We start from the raw sequence: 16,683 nt of genomic DNA on the forward strand, positions 1-16,683 counted from the left end.
GCTCCTACGGTCCGGACCACCAGGTTGATCGAGGTGGGGATGTGACTGCGATGCGTGCTGTCCGCGTGCACGAGTTCGGCGGACCTTCGGTGCTCCGCGTGCAGGAGGTTCCCGCTCCGGCGGCGGGCCCAGGCGAGGTCGTGGTGGGCCTGGAGGTCGTGGACGTGATCCTCCTGCACGCACTGCTGCGCGGCGGCTGGGGCGGCGAGTACTTCCCGCTGACGCTGCCCTACGTGCCCGGCCAGGGCGGCGCGGGCCGGGTGATCTCCATCGGCACCGGCGTCGACCCGTCGTGGCTGGGCAGGCGCGTCGCGTCCCGCAGTGCCGCCACGGGCGCCTACGCCGAGCAGGCCGTCTTCCCGGTCGAGGGGCTCGTCGCGGTGCCGGACGACCTGGGCTCGGCCGAGGCCGCCGCGATGGTGCACGACGGCGTGACCGCGCTGTTGCTGGCGCGTCGCGTGCAGGTGGAGAAGGACTCGTGGGTTCTCGTGGCAGCCGCGGCGGGCGGCGCCGGAACGCTGCTGGTGCAACTCCTGCGCAACGCCGGCGCACGGGTCATCGGCGCGGTGCGGGGCGAGCGGAAGCTCGCGCTGGTCCGCGAACTGGGCGCGGAACTCGCCGTCGACTACTCGCTTCCCGGCTGGCAGGACCAGGTCCGCGAGGCGACGGGCGGCCTCGGGCTGGCGTTCGACGGGGCTGGTGGAGCTCTGGGCCGGGCGACGTTCGACCTCGTGTCCGAGGGCGGCCGCTTCGTCACCTACGGCTCTTCGGACGGGCTCGCCGAGGTTGATCTGGAGGAGGCGGCGCGGCGGCGGGTGCACGTGGACGACGTGCTGGCGGACGGCGCGCCCGACATGGCTGTGGTGCGGGAGCTGCTCGCCGAGGCGCTTGAGTTGGTGGTGCGGGGGCGGATCCGGCCGGTGATCAGTGCGAGCTATCCGTTGGAGGAGGCGGAGAGGGCGCATCGGTCGCTGGAGGAGCGGGCGACGCTCGGCAAGTCGCTGCTGGTGGTGTGAGCGCGGGTGCGGCGGGCAGGGGTGCGGTGGGGTTGAGGGTGGCGGGCGGCAGGCGGCGAGAGGCGGGGGCGGCAGTCGGGGCGGCAGGCGGCCAGGCGACGGCGGCGATGACGACGGCGTGCGGCGAGAGCAGCGGCGGGCGGCGAAGGCCTCCCACCACCGTGGCCGAGGCCATCCACCGCTGCGGCCGGGGGTGCGCCGCCGTCCCCGTGCGGCGCACCGGCCCGCTCACCCTCCCGCCACGCTCGGCAGGATCTGGATCTCCGCTCCTGCCGGCAGCGGCGTGTCCGGGCCCGACAGGCGGCGGCACTCCTCGCCGTTGACGTAGAAGTTCACGTAGCGGCGCAGGCTTGCCCGTTCGTCGCGCAGGCGGCGGTCGAGGCCCGGGTAGGTGTCCGCCAGCACGTCCAGGGCCGCGCCCAAGGTGGCCGGGTCCGGGACGTCCACGTCCAGGTGGGTGGCGCCGTCCACGGCCGAGCGCAGCACGCCTGGGATCAGGACCGTCACCTTCACGTCGGGATCACCGCCGCTCGCACCGACATCACGTCCGGGAGGTGGGCGGCGACCCGGTGCCAGGTCTCGCCCTCGTCCGGGCTGGCGTAGACCTCGCCTGAGCGGGAGCCGAAGTAGACGCCGGGGACTTCGGCGTTGTCGGTGCACATGGCGTCGCGCATCACTGCCGTCCAGAAGTCGTCCGGTAGGCCCGCGCCGAGGGACTGCCAGGTGTCGCCCGCGTCGCGCGAGCGGTAGACGCGGCACTTGCCCTCTGGTGGGAAGCGGCGGCCGTCTGCCTCGATCGGGAACGTGAAGATCGTGTCCGGGTCGTGGGGGTGGACGACCATCGCGAAGCCGAAGTCGGTGGGCAGGCCCTCGGCTATGGACTGCCAGGTGTCGCCTCCGTCGTCGCTGCGGTAGACGCCGTGGTGGTTCTGGGCGTAGAAGCGCGACGGCGAGGCCGGGTGTTGCGCGACCTTGTGGACGCACTGGCCGAACTCCGGCCACGGGTCCGGGAAGAAGTACGCCTTGATGCCCTTGTTGCGGGCTTCCCAGGACTTGCCGCCGTCGGCGGTGCGGTAGACGCCGCCGGTCGACATCGCCACCAGCATCCTGTCGGGGTCGACCGGGTCGGGCACGATCGTGTGCACGGCCTGGCCGCCGAAGCCCGCCTCCCACTCCGGGCGGTGCGGGTGGTTCCAGAGGCCTTCGACGAACTCGAACGAGCGGCCGCCGTCCGAGGACTTGAACAGCGCCGACGGTTGAGTGCCCGCCCAGACGACGCCGGGCTGCGATGCCGGTGCGGGCTGGAGCTGCCAGACGCGCTCCAGGGCGGCGTCCTCCACCGGGAACGCGATCGGCGGCGAGGAGGACTCCTCCCAGCTCACCCCGAGATCGCCCGAAATGGACACGCCGGGACCGAAGTGCGGTGACGCCACGCCGGCCAGCAGGCGGACGCCGGCACGCGTGTCGAACGCGACCGCGTACACCTCCTGCATCGCGTGGTGCGGGCCGTCGACCTGCCACGAGACACGATCCTCACTGCGGGCGAGCCACAGCCCCTTGCGCGTACCGATCGCCACGACCACCGTCATCGCAACGCAGCCTCCAGACTCAGAAGATGTGATGCGGAGCACGTTACGCCGGGGGTCTGACAATTTCTGAGGTGGCGAGAAACCCCACGTAGACCCGCAAGTTACTCACTGGTAGCGTCCGAGAGCAGAGACGCAAGGAGGCGCACAGTGCTGCTCGACCCGAACCACTACGACCCCGCCCACCTCGACGAGGAGACGCGCCGCCTGCTCAGGGCGACCGTCGACTGGTTCGAGGCCCGCGGCAAGCGGCAGCTCATCGCGGACGCGCAGGACAAGGTCTGGTACACCGAGTTCCTCGACTTCGTGAAGCGCGAGAAGCTCTTCGCCACCTTCTGCACGCCGAGCGGCGTCGACGGCACCAAGCGCTGGGACGCCGCCCGCAACGCCGCGTTCAGCGAGGTCCTCGGCTTCTACGGCCTGCAGTACTGGTACGCCTGGCAGGTCACGGTCCTCGGCCTCGGTCCCATCTGGATGAGCGGCAACGAGGAGGCCAAGCAGAAGGCGGCGGCCCTGCTCGACTCCGGCGCGGTCTTCGCGTTCGGCCTCTCCGAGAAGGAGCACGGCGCCGACGTCTACAGCACCGACATGATCGTGACGAAGACCGACGACGGCTACCGCGCCAACGGCAGCAAGTACTACATCGGCAACGGCAACGTCGCCGGCATGGTCAGCGTCTTCGGCAAGATCGGCGACGAGTACCTCTTCTTCGCGGTCGACAGTCAGCACGAGAGCTTCGAGCTCGTCAAGAACGTCGTCGACAGCCAGATGTTCGTCAGCGAGTTCCGCCTCAACGACTACCCCCTCACCGACGCCGACGTCCTGCACCGCGGCACCGACGCGTTCTCAGCGGCGCTCAACACCGTCAACGTCGGCAAGTTCAACCTCTGCACCGCCAGCATCGGCATCTGCGAGCACTCCTTCTACGAGGCGATCACCCACGCCCACAACCGGATCCTCTACGGCAACCCGGTCACGGACTTCCCACACGTGCGCCAGAACTTCGTGGACGCCTACGCGCGCCTCACCGCCATGAAGCTCTTCGCGGACCGCAGCGTCGACTACTTCCGCAGCGCGAACGAGAACGACCGCCGCTACCTCCTCTTCAACCCCATCACCAAGATGAAGGTGACGAGCGAGGGCGAGAACGTCATCGACTTGCTCTGGGACGTCATCGCCGCCAAGGGTTTCGAGAAGGACACCTACTTCACCCGCGCCACGGCCGACATCCGCGCGCTGCCCAAGCTTGAGGGCACCGTGCACGTGAACCTGGCCCTGGTGCTCAAGTTCATGCCGAACTACCTCTTCAACCCCGCGCAGTACGACGAGGTCCCGACCCGCCACGACGCGACGGACGACGACTTCTTCTGGCGCCAGGGCCCGGCACGCGGCCTCGGCAAGATCCAGTTCCACGACTGGGAACCGGTCTACGCCGAGCACGCCCACCTGCCCAACGTGAAGCTGTTCCACGAGCAGGCGAGCGCCATCAAGGCCCTGCTCACGAAGGCCGCCCCGGACGAGGCCCAGCAGAAGGACCTCGACTTCCTGCTGAACCTGGGCCACCTCTTCACGCTGGTCGTCTACGGCCAGCTGGTCCTGGAGCAGGCGAAGATCACCGGAACCGACCAGAACGTGCTCGACCAGATCTTCGACGTCCTGGTCCGCGACTTCGCCGGCTACGCGACCGCCCTGCACGGCAAGGCGAGCAGCACCGAGGCCCAGCAGCAGTGGGCCGTGGGGCAGATCCGCAAGCCGCACGTCGACCAGGCCCGCTTCGACGCCGTCTGGCAGCAGGTGGAAGCGCTCTCCGGCCAGTACGAGATGCGCCCCTAGTCCTGGTAGCGCTCCAACGCCGCGATCATGAGTTCGAGCCCGAACTCGAACTCATGGTCGTGGTCGTAGGTCCCCAGCTCGTCCATCACGCCTGCGGACAGCGGGAACGCCGACACGTCGACGTCCTCGTAGGGCGACAACGCGATCCCGCCGAGCTCCGGTGACGTCGCGACCTCCCGCATCAGCGTGCCCAGCAGGTACGACACCATCGCCCGCATCATCCCGACGGCGATCTTGCCCCGGAACCCCGCGCGGTCGAAGTTCATCAGCGCCGCCTCGATCGTCCGGAACCCCGCCTCGCTGCTGAGCCGCCGCGTCGCCAGCATCACGAACGCGCGCGGGTGGCGCCGCGCCAGTTCCCGCACCGCACGGGCGTGCGCCCGGATGTGGTCGCGCCAGTCGTCGCTGTCCACCTGGTACGGACGCGCCTGTCCCATGATCCGCTCGGCCGCCAGGTCGACCAGCACCGCCTTGTTCGGCACGTGGTTGTACAACGACATCGTGCCCGCGCCGAGCTCGGCGGCGAGACGTCTCATCGAGACGGCCTCGACACCTTCGCGCTCGATCAACCGCACCGCCGCATCCACGATGCGGGCGCGGGTCAGCGGTTCACGGGATGACACTGGCGAAGACCACGTGACGTGGAGTAGCTTCCCTGCGACGTACGGCGTACGTAGGAAGGTCGGCCGGAATGACCGAGTCCAAGGCGCTCAGAGCGCTGCGTGAAGCGATCGTCTTGGAGCACATGGAGTCGCAGAACGAACACGACTTCGACACCTCTCTGAACACGTTTCCGCACCCCCGCTACGAGATCATGGCGTCCGGCCAGGTCTTCGAGGGCGTGGACGCGGTGCGCGGCTACTGGCAACGCACCCGCGCGGCCTTTCCCGACCAGCGCAACAAGGTCATGGACGTCCACCACGCGGACGACGCCGTGATCCTCGAGTTCGAGCTGGAGGGCACTCACCTCGGCAGTCTCATCGGTGAAGAAGTTACCGGACGGTCGTTCAAGGTGAGGATGGTCGGTTTCTTCCTGTTCGACAAGGACGTCCTGGTCTGCGAACGGGTCTACGGCGACACGGCGACCGTGATGTCCCAGCTCGGCATGCTCGACGTCCCCGAGAAGTTCTAGAACACCACCCGCACCTCTCCGACGACCTGCCCGCCCCCGAGCACCGGCACGGACAGCAACTCCTCCGCGGGCGACACGTCGAACCCCATCGCCGCCAGCGCCGTGAGCCCGACCGCCGTGGTGGCACGGGGATTCCCGTCGAGCACCTTCACCGCGACGGCGTGCCCGGCGGTGGTCGCGAGCACCAGCACACCCTCCGCGCCGCCCTTCGCCACCACTCCCGGCAACCGCTGCATGACCAGGGTGTTCACGTGTCCGGTTCCACCGACGTACTCGGGAAACTCACTCATGGCACCGGCAACGGGCGTGTGCACCAACCCCTGCATCGCGCGCGCCAAGCCGTGCAACGACAACCCGTACACGGGCGCACCACATCCGTCGATCGCAGTGTGCACAACGGACTCGGAGGACAATTCCTCCACCGTGCGCCTCACCAACCGCTGCAACGGATGCGACGGCTCCAGATAGGTCTCGACAGGCCATCCCGCCACCACACACGCGGCCAGCATCGCCGCGTGCTTGCCGGAGCAGTTCATCCGGATCCGAGAAGGCTCATCAAGACGTTGGCGCGTCTCCTCGTCCTCAGGCCAGGAGGCAGGGCACCGCAACGAGTCCGCCGGCACCTCACCGAGCAGCCGCGACACCAGCTCGACGTGCCGGTCCTCCCCCGTGTGCGACCCGGCCGCGATCGCCAGCGCGGGACCGGTCAACGGCGCTCCCGCCGTCAGGCACGCCAGCGCCTGGAACGGTTTCATGCACGACCGGGGCAGCACCGGATCCCCCACCGCGCCGAGAGACACACCCACCTCACCCGACGGCAGCAGGCCCACGACGCTGCCGTGGTGCAGGCTCTCCACGAACCCCGACCGGGTCACCTCAGCGAGCAGTGCGGGCACGGGTGGCCTCCAGCCGGTGGGCCAGCCTGGACAGCGCCAGGTTGACCACGAGGTAGACGAACGCGACGACGACGAAGGTCTGGATCAGCAGACCGTTGTAGTTGGCGAGCACACGGCCGTTGAACAACAACTCCGTGTAGGACACGACATACCCCAGCGAGGTGTCCTTCAACAGACTCACGGCCTGCGTGACGAGCAACGGCGTCATGTGCCGCACGGCCTGTGGCAGCACCACGAACCGCGTCACCACCCCGTCCGGCATGCCGAGCGAGAGCCCGGCCTCGCGCTGCCCGGGGTCGACCGAGTCCACCCCCGCGCGGAAGATCACCGCGTAGGACGCCGCGTGCGACAACGCCAGCGGCACCACGAGCTTCCAGAACAACGGCAGGTTCACGCCGAACGACGGCAGCACGAACAGCATCACGTACACGAGCAGCAGCACCGGAACCGTGCGCATGACCTCGGCATACGCACGCGTGAACCGGTTGGGCCGCAACGCGAGCACCAACCCGCCCGCCGCGGCCAGCACGCCCGTCGCGACCGCCGCCAGCACCGTCGACCACAGCCCGTCGAGCAGATAACGCCAGACGGGCCAGGTCAGGTAGGGCCTCCACCGCGCGGGATCCAGCTGCCCGTTCAGCGCGAACTGCCGCAACCCCAGCGCCACGAACCCGAGCAGCACCAGGCCGGACACCACCGAGACCCAGAAGACCCGCCGGCGGAACCGGGGGCCGGGAGCGTCGAACATCAGGCGAACCGCCGTTCCAGCACCCGCGCCCCGAACCCGATCCCGGCCGCCATCACCAGGTAGCAGAGCCCCACGCCCGTGAAGACCAGCAACGGCTGCGCGAGCTCCAGGTTGATCCGTTGCGCCGCACGGGTCATGTCCACCACGCCGACCACACCGGCCAGCGCCGTGGCCATCGTCAACGCGATCGCGATGTTCGCCAGCGGCTGCACGACCCGCCTGGACGCCTGCGGCAGGATCACGTGCCGCAACGACTGGCGCGGCGACAGCCCCAGCGCCCGCGCGGCCTCGCCCTGCCCGGACGCCACGGAGCTCACGCCCGACCGCAGCGCCTCCGCCACGAAAGCCGCCTCGTACAGGGCGATCGCCGTGAAAGCGGTCCAGAACAACGGCATCGTCACGCCCACCTCGGGCAGCCCGAACACGAACAGCACCAGCCACGCGAGCAGCGGGACGTTCCGCCACACCTCGACGTAGACCGCGCCGGCGGCCCGCAGCAGCGGCACGGGAACGATCCTCAGCACGGCCACCACCAGCCCGACGAGCAAAGCGCCGGCGAACGACAGCAGGGTCAGGGCGACGGTGTTCAGGAAGCCTTCGAGGACCAGGCTCATGAGGCGATCGCGGGTGGCGCCGGCGCGTCGCCGGTGACCACGGTGCCGATCGTCTGCTTCCAGACCTCCTGCCACAGCCCCGACTCGCCGATCTCGCGCAGCCAGTCGTTCACGAACTTCGTGAACTCGGCGTCGCCGTGCCTGATGCCGATGCCGTACGGGTCCTCGGTGAACGGCTCGCCGACGAGCTCCAGCTCGCTGTCCTTGGACGCGTCGGCCACCAGGATCGCCTGGTCCTGCACGTAGGCCTCGCCACGGCCCTGCTTCAACGCCGTCACGCACTCGGGGTCGGAGCCGAACTCGACGATCTTCGCGGTGGGCGCCGCTTCCTGAACCGCCTTCACACCAGGGGTGTTCGCGCCGACGATCACGGTCTTCCCGGCCAGGTCGGCGGGTTTCGCGATGCCGGTGGTGCCCTTGCGGACCGCGATGGACTGCCCAGACTGGTAGTACGGACCGGCGAACGCCACGCGCTCCCGGCGGGCGGGCGTGATCGTGTAGGTCTGGATGATCACGTCGACCGTCCCGTTGGCCAGCAACGGTTCGCGGGTCTCCGAGGTGGCGGACAACAGCTCCGTCGAGGGCTTGCCGACGATGTAGTGCGCGAGCAGCTTGCCCAGGTAGGCGTCGAAGCCGGTGAGCTCGCCGCTGACGGGGTCGAGCTGCGAGAGCAGCGGGGCGTCCTGGGAGCCGCCGATCAGCAGTTCGCCACGCTTCCTGATGCGGTCGACAGCGGAGCCAGGAGTCACCTGACCTGCATAAACGGGTGCCTTGGCGAGCAGCGCGTCGATCTTGCCCGCTCCCGGCACGGCGTCGGAACCGCCGGAGCACCCGGCCACGAAGAGCAACAGAGCGGCTACGAACAGTCTCCCCATGGACAGAAGCTACTGATCGTGCCGAACCCCGCACAAGACGCAACAAAGCCGCCTGTCCGATACAGGACAGACGGCTTTGGTGTCAGATCAGATGTGCTGACCAGTCAGACTCAGACGGCGCGAACGCCCTGGGCCTGCGGGCCCTTCTGGCCCTGACCGATCTCGAACTCGACCCGCTGGTTCTCCTCGAGAGCCTTGTAGCCGTTCATCTGGATCTCGGAGTAGTGGACGAACACGTCGGCGCCACCGTTGTCGGGGGAGATGAAGCCGAAGCCCTTCTCCGCGTTGAACCACTTGACGGTGCCCTGTACTGCCATCTTGCTACTTCTCCTCTAACAGGTGCCGGATCGCGCTCGCGACCACCGGGTCAAGTCACAGCAGCGTGTACTCCGGAACCTGGAGAACCCGCACGCTCGCAACCTCGTTCCGCGAGCGGGGTGATTCCACGAACACGAAACGTACGACCGCAGACAGTCAACCACGGCTCCCCGCCCCCAGTCGAGCCATCGATTTCGCTGCTACCTTGAGATCCTGGATGAGCGCGCGGAGGTTCTCGTGTCCGAGCTGACGACGATGTCGATCACGGTCAGCGTCGCCCCGCCGGTCCTCGGCGGCCTGTCCGCGTTCGTCGTGAAGCACCTGCCGAGCGGCCAGCGGAAGAGCCGCGGCGAGGGTCGCCGGTCCGTCGTCAACACGGTGCACGGCGACGTGCACGGCACCCTGTTCCAGATCGGGAACGTGAACAACATGAACCTGCCGGACGGCCGGTAACCTGGAGGGTCGTTGACCCAGGGGGCCGTGGCTTTGACCGGCAGCGAACGACTGCTCTTCTTCTTCATCGGCTTGGTGACCACGTTCGTGTTCATCCGCATCAGCGTGCGCATGATCAGGGCGAAGGTGCGGTGGTGGCCGGGCAACATCGTGGCCGGTGACACGCACGTGCACCACGTCGTGTTCGGCACGGTGCTGCTGCTCCTGTCGAGCGTCACGAGCCTCGTCATCCCGGACGACCTGCACGGCGCGAGGCTGGCCGCCGCGGCCGGGCTCGGGGTGGGCGCGGCGCTGGTGCTGGACGAGTTCGCGCTGATCCTGCACCTGAGGGACGTGTACTGGACGAAGGCGGGCCGGCTGTCCGTGGACGCCGTGTTCCTCGCCGTGGGCCTCACCGGCACGTTCCTGCTGGGCGCGCGCCCGTTCGGCTACGACGAGGTGCTGTCGCTCAACCCGGAGACGACGCCGGCGTCCACGTTCACGCTCAGGGTGATCGCCATCGGCGTGAACCTGTGCTTCGCGATCGTGGCGCTGCTCAAGGGCAAGATCTGGACCGGTCTGCTCGGCCTGCTCGTGCCGGTGGTGCCCGCCGTGGGCGCCGTGCGGCTCGCACGCCCCGGCTCACCGTGGGCGCGCTGGCGTTACCCGGAGGGCTCGCGGAAGCTGAGCCGCGCGTACCGCCGGGAGGCGCGGATCCGCCAGCCGATCATCCGGGCGAAGATCGCCGTGCAGGAGTTCATCTCGGGGCGTCACGACCTGCCTGATCAAGACAGGCCGTGACGGGTCCGAGCGAGGTTCCTAGCCTCCGACGATGTCCTGCTGGGCGCAGACCGGGGCCAGTTCGCCGGCGCACAGCTCCGCCGGCTTGATGATGCCCTCGGTCACCAGCGACCGGACGGTGTCCTTCTTGATCAGCGTCGCGCCGAGCAGCACCGACTTCATGTCGCGCCGCGAGACGGGGTCCCTGAGGTTGCCGGTGGCGAGGTCGTCGGCACCCTCCAGGTCTCCGCGCGCGATGGCGATGGCCAGCCGGGCCGCGGCCTCGGCCTCGTCGCGCACCGGCTTGTAGACGGTGATGCACTGGTCGCCCGCCAGCACGGCGCGCAGACCCTCCACAGTGGCGTCCTGGCCGGTGACCGGAACCCGGATGTTCTTCTTCTTGAGCACGCCGATGACCGCTCCGGCAAGACCGTCGTTGGCCGCGACCACGCCGTCGACCTTGCCGCCGTTCTCGCCCAGGATCTGCTCGAACAGCTTGCCGCCGAGGTCGTTGTCCCAGTCGGCGACAGGCTGCGTCTTCACGAGCTTGAGAGCGCCGCTGTCGTACTTCGGGGCGAGCCTCGTCTTCTGTCCCTGGGCGAAGAGCGTGGCGTTGTGGTCCGTCGGCGCGCCCTGGATCTCGATGATCTGGGCCCCCGGCTTCTCGCCGAGGCAGCCGAGCAGGCCGTCCGCCTGCAGCTGGCCGACGTTCACGCTGTCGAAGCCGACGTGGTACTCCGCCTGGCCGCCGAGCGTCACGCGGTCGTAGTCGATGACGGGGATGCCCGCCGCCTTCGCCTTCTTCTGCACCGCGATGCCGCCCGCCGCCGACAAGGGCGTGATCATCATGACCTTCACCTTGCGGCGGATCATCTCGTCGGCGATCTGCGCGAACTTCGCCTCGTCACCCTCGGCGTTCTCCATGAACGGTTCGATGTCCGCGTAGTTGAACGCCTGCGTGAGCAGGGGGCGATCTTGCTCTTCCCAACGCGCGGATGTCGTTCGGTCGGGAAGGATTACCCCGACGATTGGTTTGGGACCGCGCGTAGGCAGCGTCGGAGAGCCCTGACCAGCGTCACCACAGGCAGTCAGGAGAAAGAGCAGGCACGCCGACGATGCCATTACCCGTCTTCGCATAAACGCGGAGTCCAGTCCTTGAATCTTGTTAAGTCAAGATTTCTTCTCATAACATCACGCTCCGCTTCCGATCGGCTACAGTTCGATTCCGTACGAAAGGCGCTGATGCGTGACGCATTTTCGTGCCACTGTGTCCAACTTGGGCGGCAATCGGGGGCCGCACCGTGTTGTTGGATCCAGCCCTGACCGGGTGTGAGGAGACAGCTAGGTGAGAACGCGCAGAACCGTGATGGCGGTGGCGGCAACGGTGTCGCTGATCGCCGCGGGCACTTCGGCGGCGGGGGCCGCACCGGCCTCCACAGGGCCGACCACGGAGTACACCGTCCTCCTGGAAGAACCCGGAAACCGCGACTTCGCGATCGACGCCGTGGAAGCGGCGGGCGGCGAGGTCGTGCGGAGCAACGACGCCGTCGGCCTGCTGACGGTCAAGGCGCCCGCGACCGGCTTCGCGGAGAAGGTCTCCGCTTCGAGCGCGATCGTCGGTGCCGCTCGGTCCAAGCCGATCGGGCACTCGCCCGCGGCGAAGGCCGAGAAGACCAAGCGGGACAACGTCGAGAAGGAGAACAAGAGCGAGAAGCCGAACAAGGCTCCCGCTCAGCAGGGGTCGACCGCCGGCATGGACCCGCTCGACGGGGACCTGTGGGGCCTGAACCTGGTCCGCTCCAACATCGCGCGGGCCAAGCAGGCAGGCGACAAGCGCGTGTACGTCGGCATCCTCGACACCGGTGTGGACGGTTCCCACCCGGACATCGCGCCGAACTTCAACAACGAGCTCTCGCGCAACTTCACCGTCGACATCCCCAACGACGCCGACGGTGGCGTGTTCGACGGCCCGTGTGAGTTCCGCGGTTGTGTCGACCCGGCGAACTGGGACGACGGCGGCCACGGCACGCACGTCGCCGGCACCATCGGCGCCGCTGCCAACGGCTTCGGCATCTCCGGTGTCGCACCGGGCGTGTCGCTCGTCAACATCCGCGGTGGCCAGGACGCGGGCTCGTTCTTCCTGAACCCCGTCGTCGACGCGCTCACCTACGGCGCCGACATCGGCCTGGACGTCATCAACATGTCGTTCTACGTCGACCCCTGGTACATGAACTGCACCAACGACCCCACGGCCTCGGCCGAGGAGCAGCTGGAGCAGCGCACGATCACCGCGACCGTGCAGCGCGCGCTGAACTACGCGCACCGCAAGGGCGTCACGCTGATCGGTGCCGGTGGCAACAACCACGAGGACCTGGGCAAGCCGCGCCAGGACGTCGTGAGCCCGAACTACCCGCCGGGCCACGCGCGTCCGCGTCCGGTCGACAACGCGACGTGCCTCAACCTCCCGACCGAGGGCAACCACGTCATCTCCGTGTCGGCCCTCGGCCCGTCGACCGCCAAGGCCGACTACTCGAACTACGGCGTCGAGCAGACCGCGCTGTCGGCTCCCGGTGGTTACTTCCGCGACGGCCTCGGCACGCCGTGGTACCGCACCAACGAGAACCTGATCCTGTCGACCTACCCGCGCAACGTCGCTCTCGCCGATGGCGCGATCGACGAGGCCGGGAACATCACCCCCGCCGGTGAGGCCGCGGGCGTGAAGAAGGCCGTGCAGGGCGACAAGGTCGGCTACTACCAGTACCTGCAGGGCACCTCGATGGCCGCCCCGCACGCCGCCGGTGTCGCCGCGCTGGTCGTGAGCGAGTACGGCAAGAAGGACAAGAAGAACCCCGGTCTGACCCTCGACCCGGACAAGGTCGAGAAGGTGCTCTACAAGACCGCGACGCAGCGCGCCTGCCCGAACCCGCGCACCGTGTCGTACGTCAACGTGGGCCGCACGCCGGAGTTCGACGCCACCTGTGAGGGTGACGCGAAGTTCAACGGCTTCTACGGTCACGGCATCGTCGACGCCTACGGCGCTGTCACCCGCGGGAAGCAGTTCCTGTAGTCACTGCGCCACAACGAAAGGCCCCCGGTGTCTTGCCGGGGGCCTTTCGCGTGCGACGAAAGTGGACTCCCGCCGACACCTTCGTCTGAACTGTTCCGGCCTGCCTTGACCGTGCCGCAACGGCATAGTTTCAACTGGGTCGTGTCAGGGACGGAAACGAGAGCGGAGGACGTCGTGGGGTGGAGCACCAGTCAGCTGGCCGATCTCGCCGGCACGACGTTGCGCACGATCCGGCACTACCACGACGTGGGGCTGCTGGCCGAGCCCGAACGCAGGGCCAACGGCTACAAGAGCTACGGCGTGCCGCACCTGGTGCGGGTGCTCAGGATCAAGCGTCTCACCGATCTCGGGCTGTCGCTCACGCAGATCGCGGACCTGGGCGAGGGAGACGAACATCCCAGGGAAGCCCTGCGGGAGCTGGACGCCGAGCTGGAGGCGAGGATCAAGCGCCTGCAGGTCGCCCGCGCCGAACTCGCGGTGATCCTGCGCCAGGAGTCGCCGACCGACCTGCCCGCGGAGATCGCGGGGACGCTCGCGAACGTGGATCTGTCTCCACAGGACCGCGCGTTCACGGTCGTGCTGGCGCAGCTGCTCTCGCCGGAGGCGTTGACCTCGTACGCGGAGCTGCTGAAGGGCTACACGAGGGATCCGGTGCTGGTGGAGTTCGACGAGCTGTCCGAGGACGCGGACGAGGAGACCCGCCAGAGCCTGGCGGACCGCATGCGCGTGCACCCGCACGTGCTGGAGGTGCAGGCCGCGTTCCCGAACCCGATCAGCATGTACAGCGGCTCGCAGCACAGCGAGAAGTTCGTGTCGCAGACGCTGGTGAAGGTCATCGTCGAGCTCTACAACAAGGCGCAGATCGACGTCCTGGTCCGCATGAGCGGCTGACTTTTTCATTGGTTCAGGCGTGCCGAGGGGGCACGCCGTCGGGGAGGTATTTGCTAATGCGAAAAACGTTGTCGCTGGCCGCGGTCGTGACCGCCGCCGCAGGGCTGGTGGCGGTGCCGGGGGTGTCGTCCGCCGCCACGCCGAAGCCCGAGGTGCAGTGGGTCGCCTGTCCCGCCGACGTGGCGCTTCCCGGTCTGGAGTGCGGAAAGCTGCAGCTGCCGCTCGACTACCGCAAGCCCGAGGGCCGCAAGACCGAGGTGATGATCACCCGGTTGGCCAGCAAGAACCCCGAGAAGCGCAAGGGGATCCTGCTGACCAACCCCGGCGGGCCGAGCGAGGGCCTGACGTTCCCGGCCGTGCTGAAGGCCGTCGGACTGCCGCAGGACGTGCAGGACACGTACGACATCATCGGCATGGACCCTCGGGGCATCGGCTACAGCTCACCGTCCACATGCGACATGACCGACGAGCAGATGGCGGACGGCAGCGTGCCTCCGTACGCCAACAACTCCGCCGAGGTGCGCCAGCGCGCCGACGAGGTCAAGAAGATCGCGGAGCAGTGCCTGAAGTCGGCCTCTGCCGGTGAACTGCCGTACAACACGACGCAGAACATCGCGCGTGACTACGACTCGGTCCGTGCGGCGCTGGGCGAGAAGAAGGCGTCGTTCCTCGGGTACTCGTACGGCTCGTACCTGGGTTCGGTGTACGCCACGCTGTTCCCGAAGACCTCCGACCGCGTCGTGATCGACAGCAACCTGCCCAAGGGCGGCTGGGACGTCGAGGGCGGCCGGCTGATGGGCCGCGGTGTCGAGGACACGTTCCCCGACTTCGCGAAGTGGGCCGCGGCGCACCCCGAGTACAACCTCGGCACGACGCCGCAGCAGGTGCGCGCCAAGTTCTTCGACCTGGCCGCGCGGCTGGACAAGAAGCCTTCGGTCGAGGGCATCGACGGCAGGATGTTCCGCTTCCTCAACTTCACGGCCCTCTACGCCACCGGTGACGAGGCGTTCGCGAAACACGCAGCCTCCTGGAAGGCGTTCGACACCGGCCAGCCGCAGCCGCCGCAGGAGTACCCGGAGGTCCCGCGCGTCCAGGCCCTGCTGGCGGGCCGCCTGAACGTGATCTGCGGTGACTCGACCTGGCCGTCGTCGGTCGGCGCGTACGAGCGCAACGTGGCGATCGACCGCGTCCGCAACCCGATGTTCGGCGCGGGCGCGGCGAACATCCAGCCGTGCGCGTTCTTCCCGAAGCCGGTGGAGAAGCAGGTGCTGCCGTCCGACCGGGGCCCGCGCAACGTGCTGCTGGTGCAGAACGAGCGCGACCCCGCGACCCCGCTGGTCGGTGCCCAGTCGACGCGCCGCGCGTTCGGCGACAGGGCCGCGATGATCACGATCGACCAGGGTGGGCACGGCGCCTACATCTTCGGCAAGAACAAGTGCGCCAACGACAAGGTCACCGAGTACCTGCTCGGCGGACAGCGTCCGAACGACCAGAAGTGCGCCGCCGAGAACGGCTGATGACAGACAGGGGCCCGGCTCGTTCGCGAGCCGGGCCCTTGCCGTGCGAGCGCTCCCACGCTAGCTTGGCCCTGAACGTCGCCGCCGATTCCACTGTGGAACGGAGCGACATGAAGACGTTTACACGCCTCGCCGCAACGGTTCTGTGCGCGGCGGCCCTCGTCACGCCAGGCACCGCCCACGCGGCCGACCTGAACGACCCGCAGCTCAAGGACATCGCGATGCAGCTGGTGTCCAGCGCGGAGAACTCCTCTTTGGACTGGCGCGCCCAGTTCGGTTACGTCGAGGACATCAACGACGGCCGCGGCTACACCGCGGGCATCATCGGCTTCTGCAGCGGCACCGGCGACATGCTCGACCTCGTGCGCCTCTACCGCGACTGGAAGCCCGGCAACGTCCTGGAGAAGTACCTGCCGGCGTTGGAACGCGTGAACGGCACGCCGTCGCACGACGGCCTCGACCCGACCTTCCAGGACGACTGGCGCTCCGCCGCCCAGGACGGCACGTTCCAGGACGCGCAGGAACACGAGCGCGACCGCGTCTACTTCGACCCCGCCGTCAACCGGGCGAAGCAGGACGGCGTGCAGGCGCTCGGGCAATTCATCTATTACGACGCGATCGTGATGCACGGTGACGGTTGGGGCGATCTGGACTTTTCCAGCATTCGTCAACGCGCGCTGAACACCGGCGCCCGTCCGCCGGCCGAGGGCGGCTCCGAAACCCAGTGGCTGCACGCATTCCTGGACGCCCGCGCGTGGGCGATGAAGCAGGAGCCCGCGCACGAGGACACCAGCCGCGTCGACACAGCTCAGCGCCGGTTCCTCAACGAGGGCAAGCTGAACCTGGAACGCCCTCTGCAGTGGCACGTCTACGGGCAGCCGTTCGAGATCAGGTGACCCGGAATGCGCCGCCTGGCAACAATTGTCCGTTTCGCGAATTAGTAAAGACTCTTGCCAATAAAGGTCTGAACCCCTTACC

The 16,683-nt window shown here is 68.4% G+C and carries 18 protein-coding genes; 9 read left to right on the forward strand and 9 right to left on the reverse strand.

Going from position 1 to position 16,683, the window contains the following annotated elements; all coding sequences use genetic code 11:
• The first annotated feature begins 50 nt into the window (after positions 1-50).
• A complete protein-coding gene (locus ACFWN2_RS19630) occupies positions 51-1,016 on the forward strand; it encodes a zinc-binding dehydrogenase (protein WP_382429108.1) in 966 nt (321 codons plus the stop codon).
• A gap of 228 nt (positions 1,017-1,244) precedes the next feature.
• Here ACFWN2_RS19630 and ACFWN2_RS19635 read toward each other — a convergent pair whose 3' ends face one another.
• Together ACFWN2_RS19635 and ACFWN2_RS19640 are read right to left on the reverse strand one after the other, a co-directional pair.
• On the reverse strand, positions 1,245-1,529 hold the full coding sequence (locus ACFWN2_RS19635; RefSeq protein ID WP_382429110.1) for a MoaD/ThiS family protein: 285 nt from the start codon (positions 1,527-1,529) through the stop codon (positions 1,245-1,247).
• Positions 1,526-2,605, reverse strand: coding sequence for a WD40/YVTN/BNR-like repeat-containing protein (locus ACFWN2_RS19640; protein WP_382429112.1), 1,080 nt, complete (start codon positions 2,603-2,605; stop codon positions 1,526-1,528). The genes ACFWN2_RS19635 and ACFWN2_RS19640 overlap by 4 nt, the downstream gene beginning before the upstream one ends.
• Before the next feature lie 147 nt (positions 2,606-2,752).
• On the opposite strand from ACFWN2_RS19640, the gene ACFWN2_RS19645 reads away from it, so the two are divergent.
• Positions 2,753-4,435 carry an acyl-CoA dehydrogenase gene (locus ACFWN2_RS19645; RefSeq protein ID WP_382429114.1) on the forward strand — a complete coding sequence of 561 codons (1,683 nt, stop codon included), beginning with the start codon at positions 2,753-2,755 and terminating at the stop codon, positions 4,433-4,435.
• Here ACFWN2_RS19645 and ACFWN2_RS19650 read toward each other — a convergent pair.
• Positions 4,432-5,058: a TetR/AcrR family transcriptional regulator C-terminal domain-containing protein gene (locus ACFWN2_RS19650; protein ID WP_382429116.1), complete on the reverse strand. Its 627-nt coding sequence runs from the start codon at positions 5,056-5,058 to the stop codon at positions 4,432-4,434. The two genes, ACFWN2_RS19645 and ACFWN2_RS19650, sit on opposite strands and share 4 nt — an antisense overlap.
• A gap of 68 nt (positions 5,059-5,126) precedes the next feature.
• On the opposite strand from ACFWN2_RS19650, the gene ACFWN2_RS19655 reads away from it, so the two are divergent.
• Positions 5,127-5,567 carry an ester cyclase gene (locus tag ACFWN2_RS19655; RefSeq protein WP_382429118.1) on the forward strand — a complete coding sequence of 147 codons (441 nt, stop codon included), beginning with the start codon at positions 5,127-5,129 and terminating at the stop codon, positions 5,565-5,567.
• On the opposite strand, the gene ACFWN2_RS19660 is transcribed toward ACFWN2_RS19655, so the two are convergent.
• The 5 genes from ACFWN2_RS19660 to ACFWN2_RS19680 form a co-directional block, all read right to left on the reverse strand.
• Positions 5,564-6,463 carry an asparaginase gene (locus ACFWN2_RS19660; RefSeq protein ID WP_382429120.1) on the reverse strand — a complete coding sequence of 300 codons (900 nt, stop codon included), beginning with the start codon at positions 6,461-6,463 and terminating at the stop codon, positions 5,564-5,566. The two genes, ACFWN2_RS19655 and ACFWN2_RS19660, sit on opposite strands and share 4 nt — an antisense overlap.
• Complete coding sequence (locus ACFWN2_RS19665; protein ID WP_382429122.1) at positions 6,444-7,211, reverse strand: amino acid ABC transporter permease; 768 nt, start codon at positions 7,209-7,211, stop codon at positions 6,444-6,446. Before ACFWN2_RS19665 ends, ACFWN2_RS19660 begins: the two co-directional genes overlap by 20 nt.
• Positions 7,211-7,825: an amino acid ABC transporter permease gene (locus ACFWN2_RS19670; RefSeq protein WP_382429124.1), complete on the reverse strand. Its 615-nt coding sequence runs from the start codon at positions 7,823-7,825 to the stop codon at positions 7,211-7,213. The genes ACFWN2_RS19665 and ACFWN2_RS19670 overlap by 1 nt, the downstream gene beginning before the upstream one ends.
• Positions 7,822-8,700 carry a glutamate ABC transporter substrate-binding protein gene (locus tag ACFWN2_RS19675; RefSeq protein WP_382429126.1) on the reverse strand — a complete coding sequence of 293 codons (879 nt, stop codon included), beginning with the start codon at positions 8,698-8,700 and terminating at the stop codon, positions 7,822-7,824. The genes ACFWN2_RS19670 and ACFWN2_RS19675 overlap by 4 nt, the downstream gene beginning before the upstream one ends.
• A 110-nt stretch (positions 8,701-8,810) precedes the next feature.
• On the reverse strand, positions 8,811-9,017 hold the full coding sequence (locus tag ACFWN2_RS19680) for a cold-shock protein (protein ID WP_030468404.1): 207 nt from the start codon (positions 9,015-9,017) through the stop codon (positions 8,811-8,813).
• 238 nt (positions 9,018-9,255) lie between these two features.
• Here ACFWN2_RS19680 and ACFWN2_RS19685 point away from each other — a divergent pair, with 238 nt between their 5' ends.
• A complete protein-coding gene (locus ACFWN2_RS19685; RefSeq protein WP_382429128.1) occupies positions 9,256-9,471 on the forward strand; it encodes a hypothetical protein in 216 nt (71 codons plus the stop codon).
• Between the two features lie 12 nt (positions 9,472-9,483).
• Positions 9,484-10,251 carry a hypothetical protein gene (locus ACFWN2_RS19690; protein WP_382429130.1) on the forward strand — a complete coding sequence of 256 codons (768 nt, stop codon included), beginning with the start codon at positions 9,484-9,486 and terminating at the stop codon, positions 10,249-10,251.
• Positions 10,252-10,269: 18 nt separating this feature from the next.
• Here the strand turns inward: ACFWN2_RS19690 and ACFWN2_RS19695 are convergent, their stop codons facing one another.
• On the reverse strand, positions 10,270-11,367 hold the full coding sequence (locus ACFWN2_RS19695) for a sugar ABC transporter substrate-binding protein (RefSeq protein ID WP_382429132.1): 1,098 nt from the start codon (positions 11,365-11,367) through the stop codon (positions 10,270-10,272).
• Between the two features lie 229 nt (positions 11,368-11,596).
• Between ACFWN2_RS19695 and ACFWN2_RS19700 the strand changes: the two genes are divergently transcribed.
• From ACFWN2_RS19700 to ACFWN2_RS19715, 4 genes are all read left to right on the forward strand, one after another.
• Positions 11,597-13,297 carry a S8 family serine peptidase gene (locus tag ACFWN2_RS19700; protein WP_382429652.1) on the forward strand — a complete coding sequence of 567 codons (1,701 nt, stop codon included), beginning with the start codon at positions 11,597-11,599 and terminating at the stop codon, positions 13,295-13,297.
• 174 nt (positions 13,298-13,471) lie between these two features.
• The gene (locus tag ACFWN2_RS19705) at positions 13,472-14,188 is read left to right on the forward strand and encodes a MerR family transcriptional regulator (RefSeq protein WP_382429134.1); all 717 of its coding nucleotides are present in this window, start codon (positions 13,472-13,474) and stop codon (positions 14,186-14,188) included.
• Between the two features lie 56 nt (positions 14,189-14,244).
• Complete coding sequence (locus tag ACFWN2_RS19710; protein WP_382429136.1) at positions 14,245-15,705, forward strand: alpha/beta hydrolase; 1,461 nt, start codon at positions 14,245-14,247, stop codon at positions 15,703-15,705.
• Between the two features lie 110 nt (positions 15,706-15,815).
• On the forward strand, positions 15,816-16,601 hold the full coding sequence (locus tag ACFWN2_RS19715) for a chitosanase (protein ID WP_382429138.1): 786 nt from the start codon (positions 15,816-15,818) through the stop codon (positions 16,599-16,601).
• Positions 16,602-16,683 lie beyond the last annotated feature (82 nt).

This window comes from Lentzea sp. NPDC058436 (genome assembly GCF_042721515.1).
Taxonomy (GTDB): domain Bacteria; phylum Actinomycetota; class Actinomycetes; order Mycobacteriales; family Pseudonocardiaceae; genus Lentzea.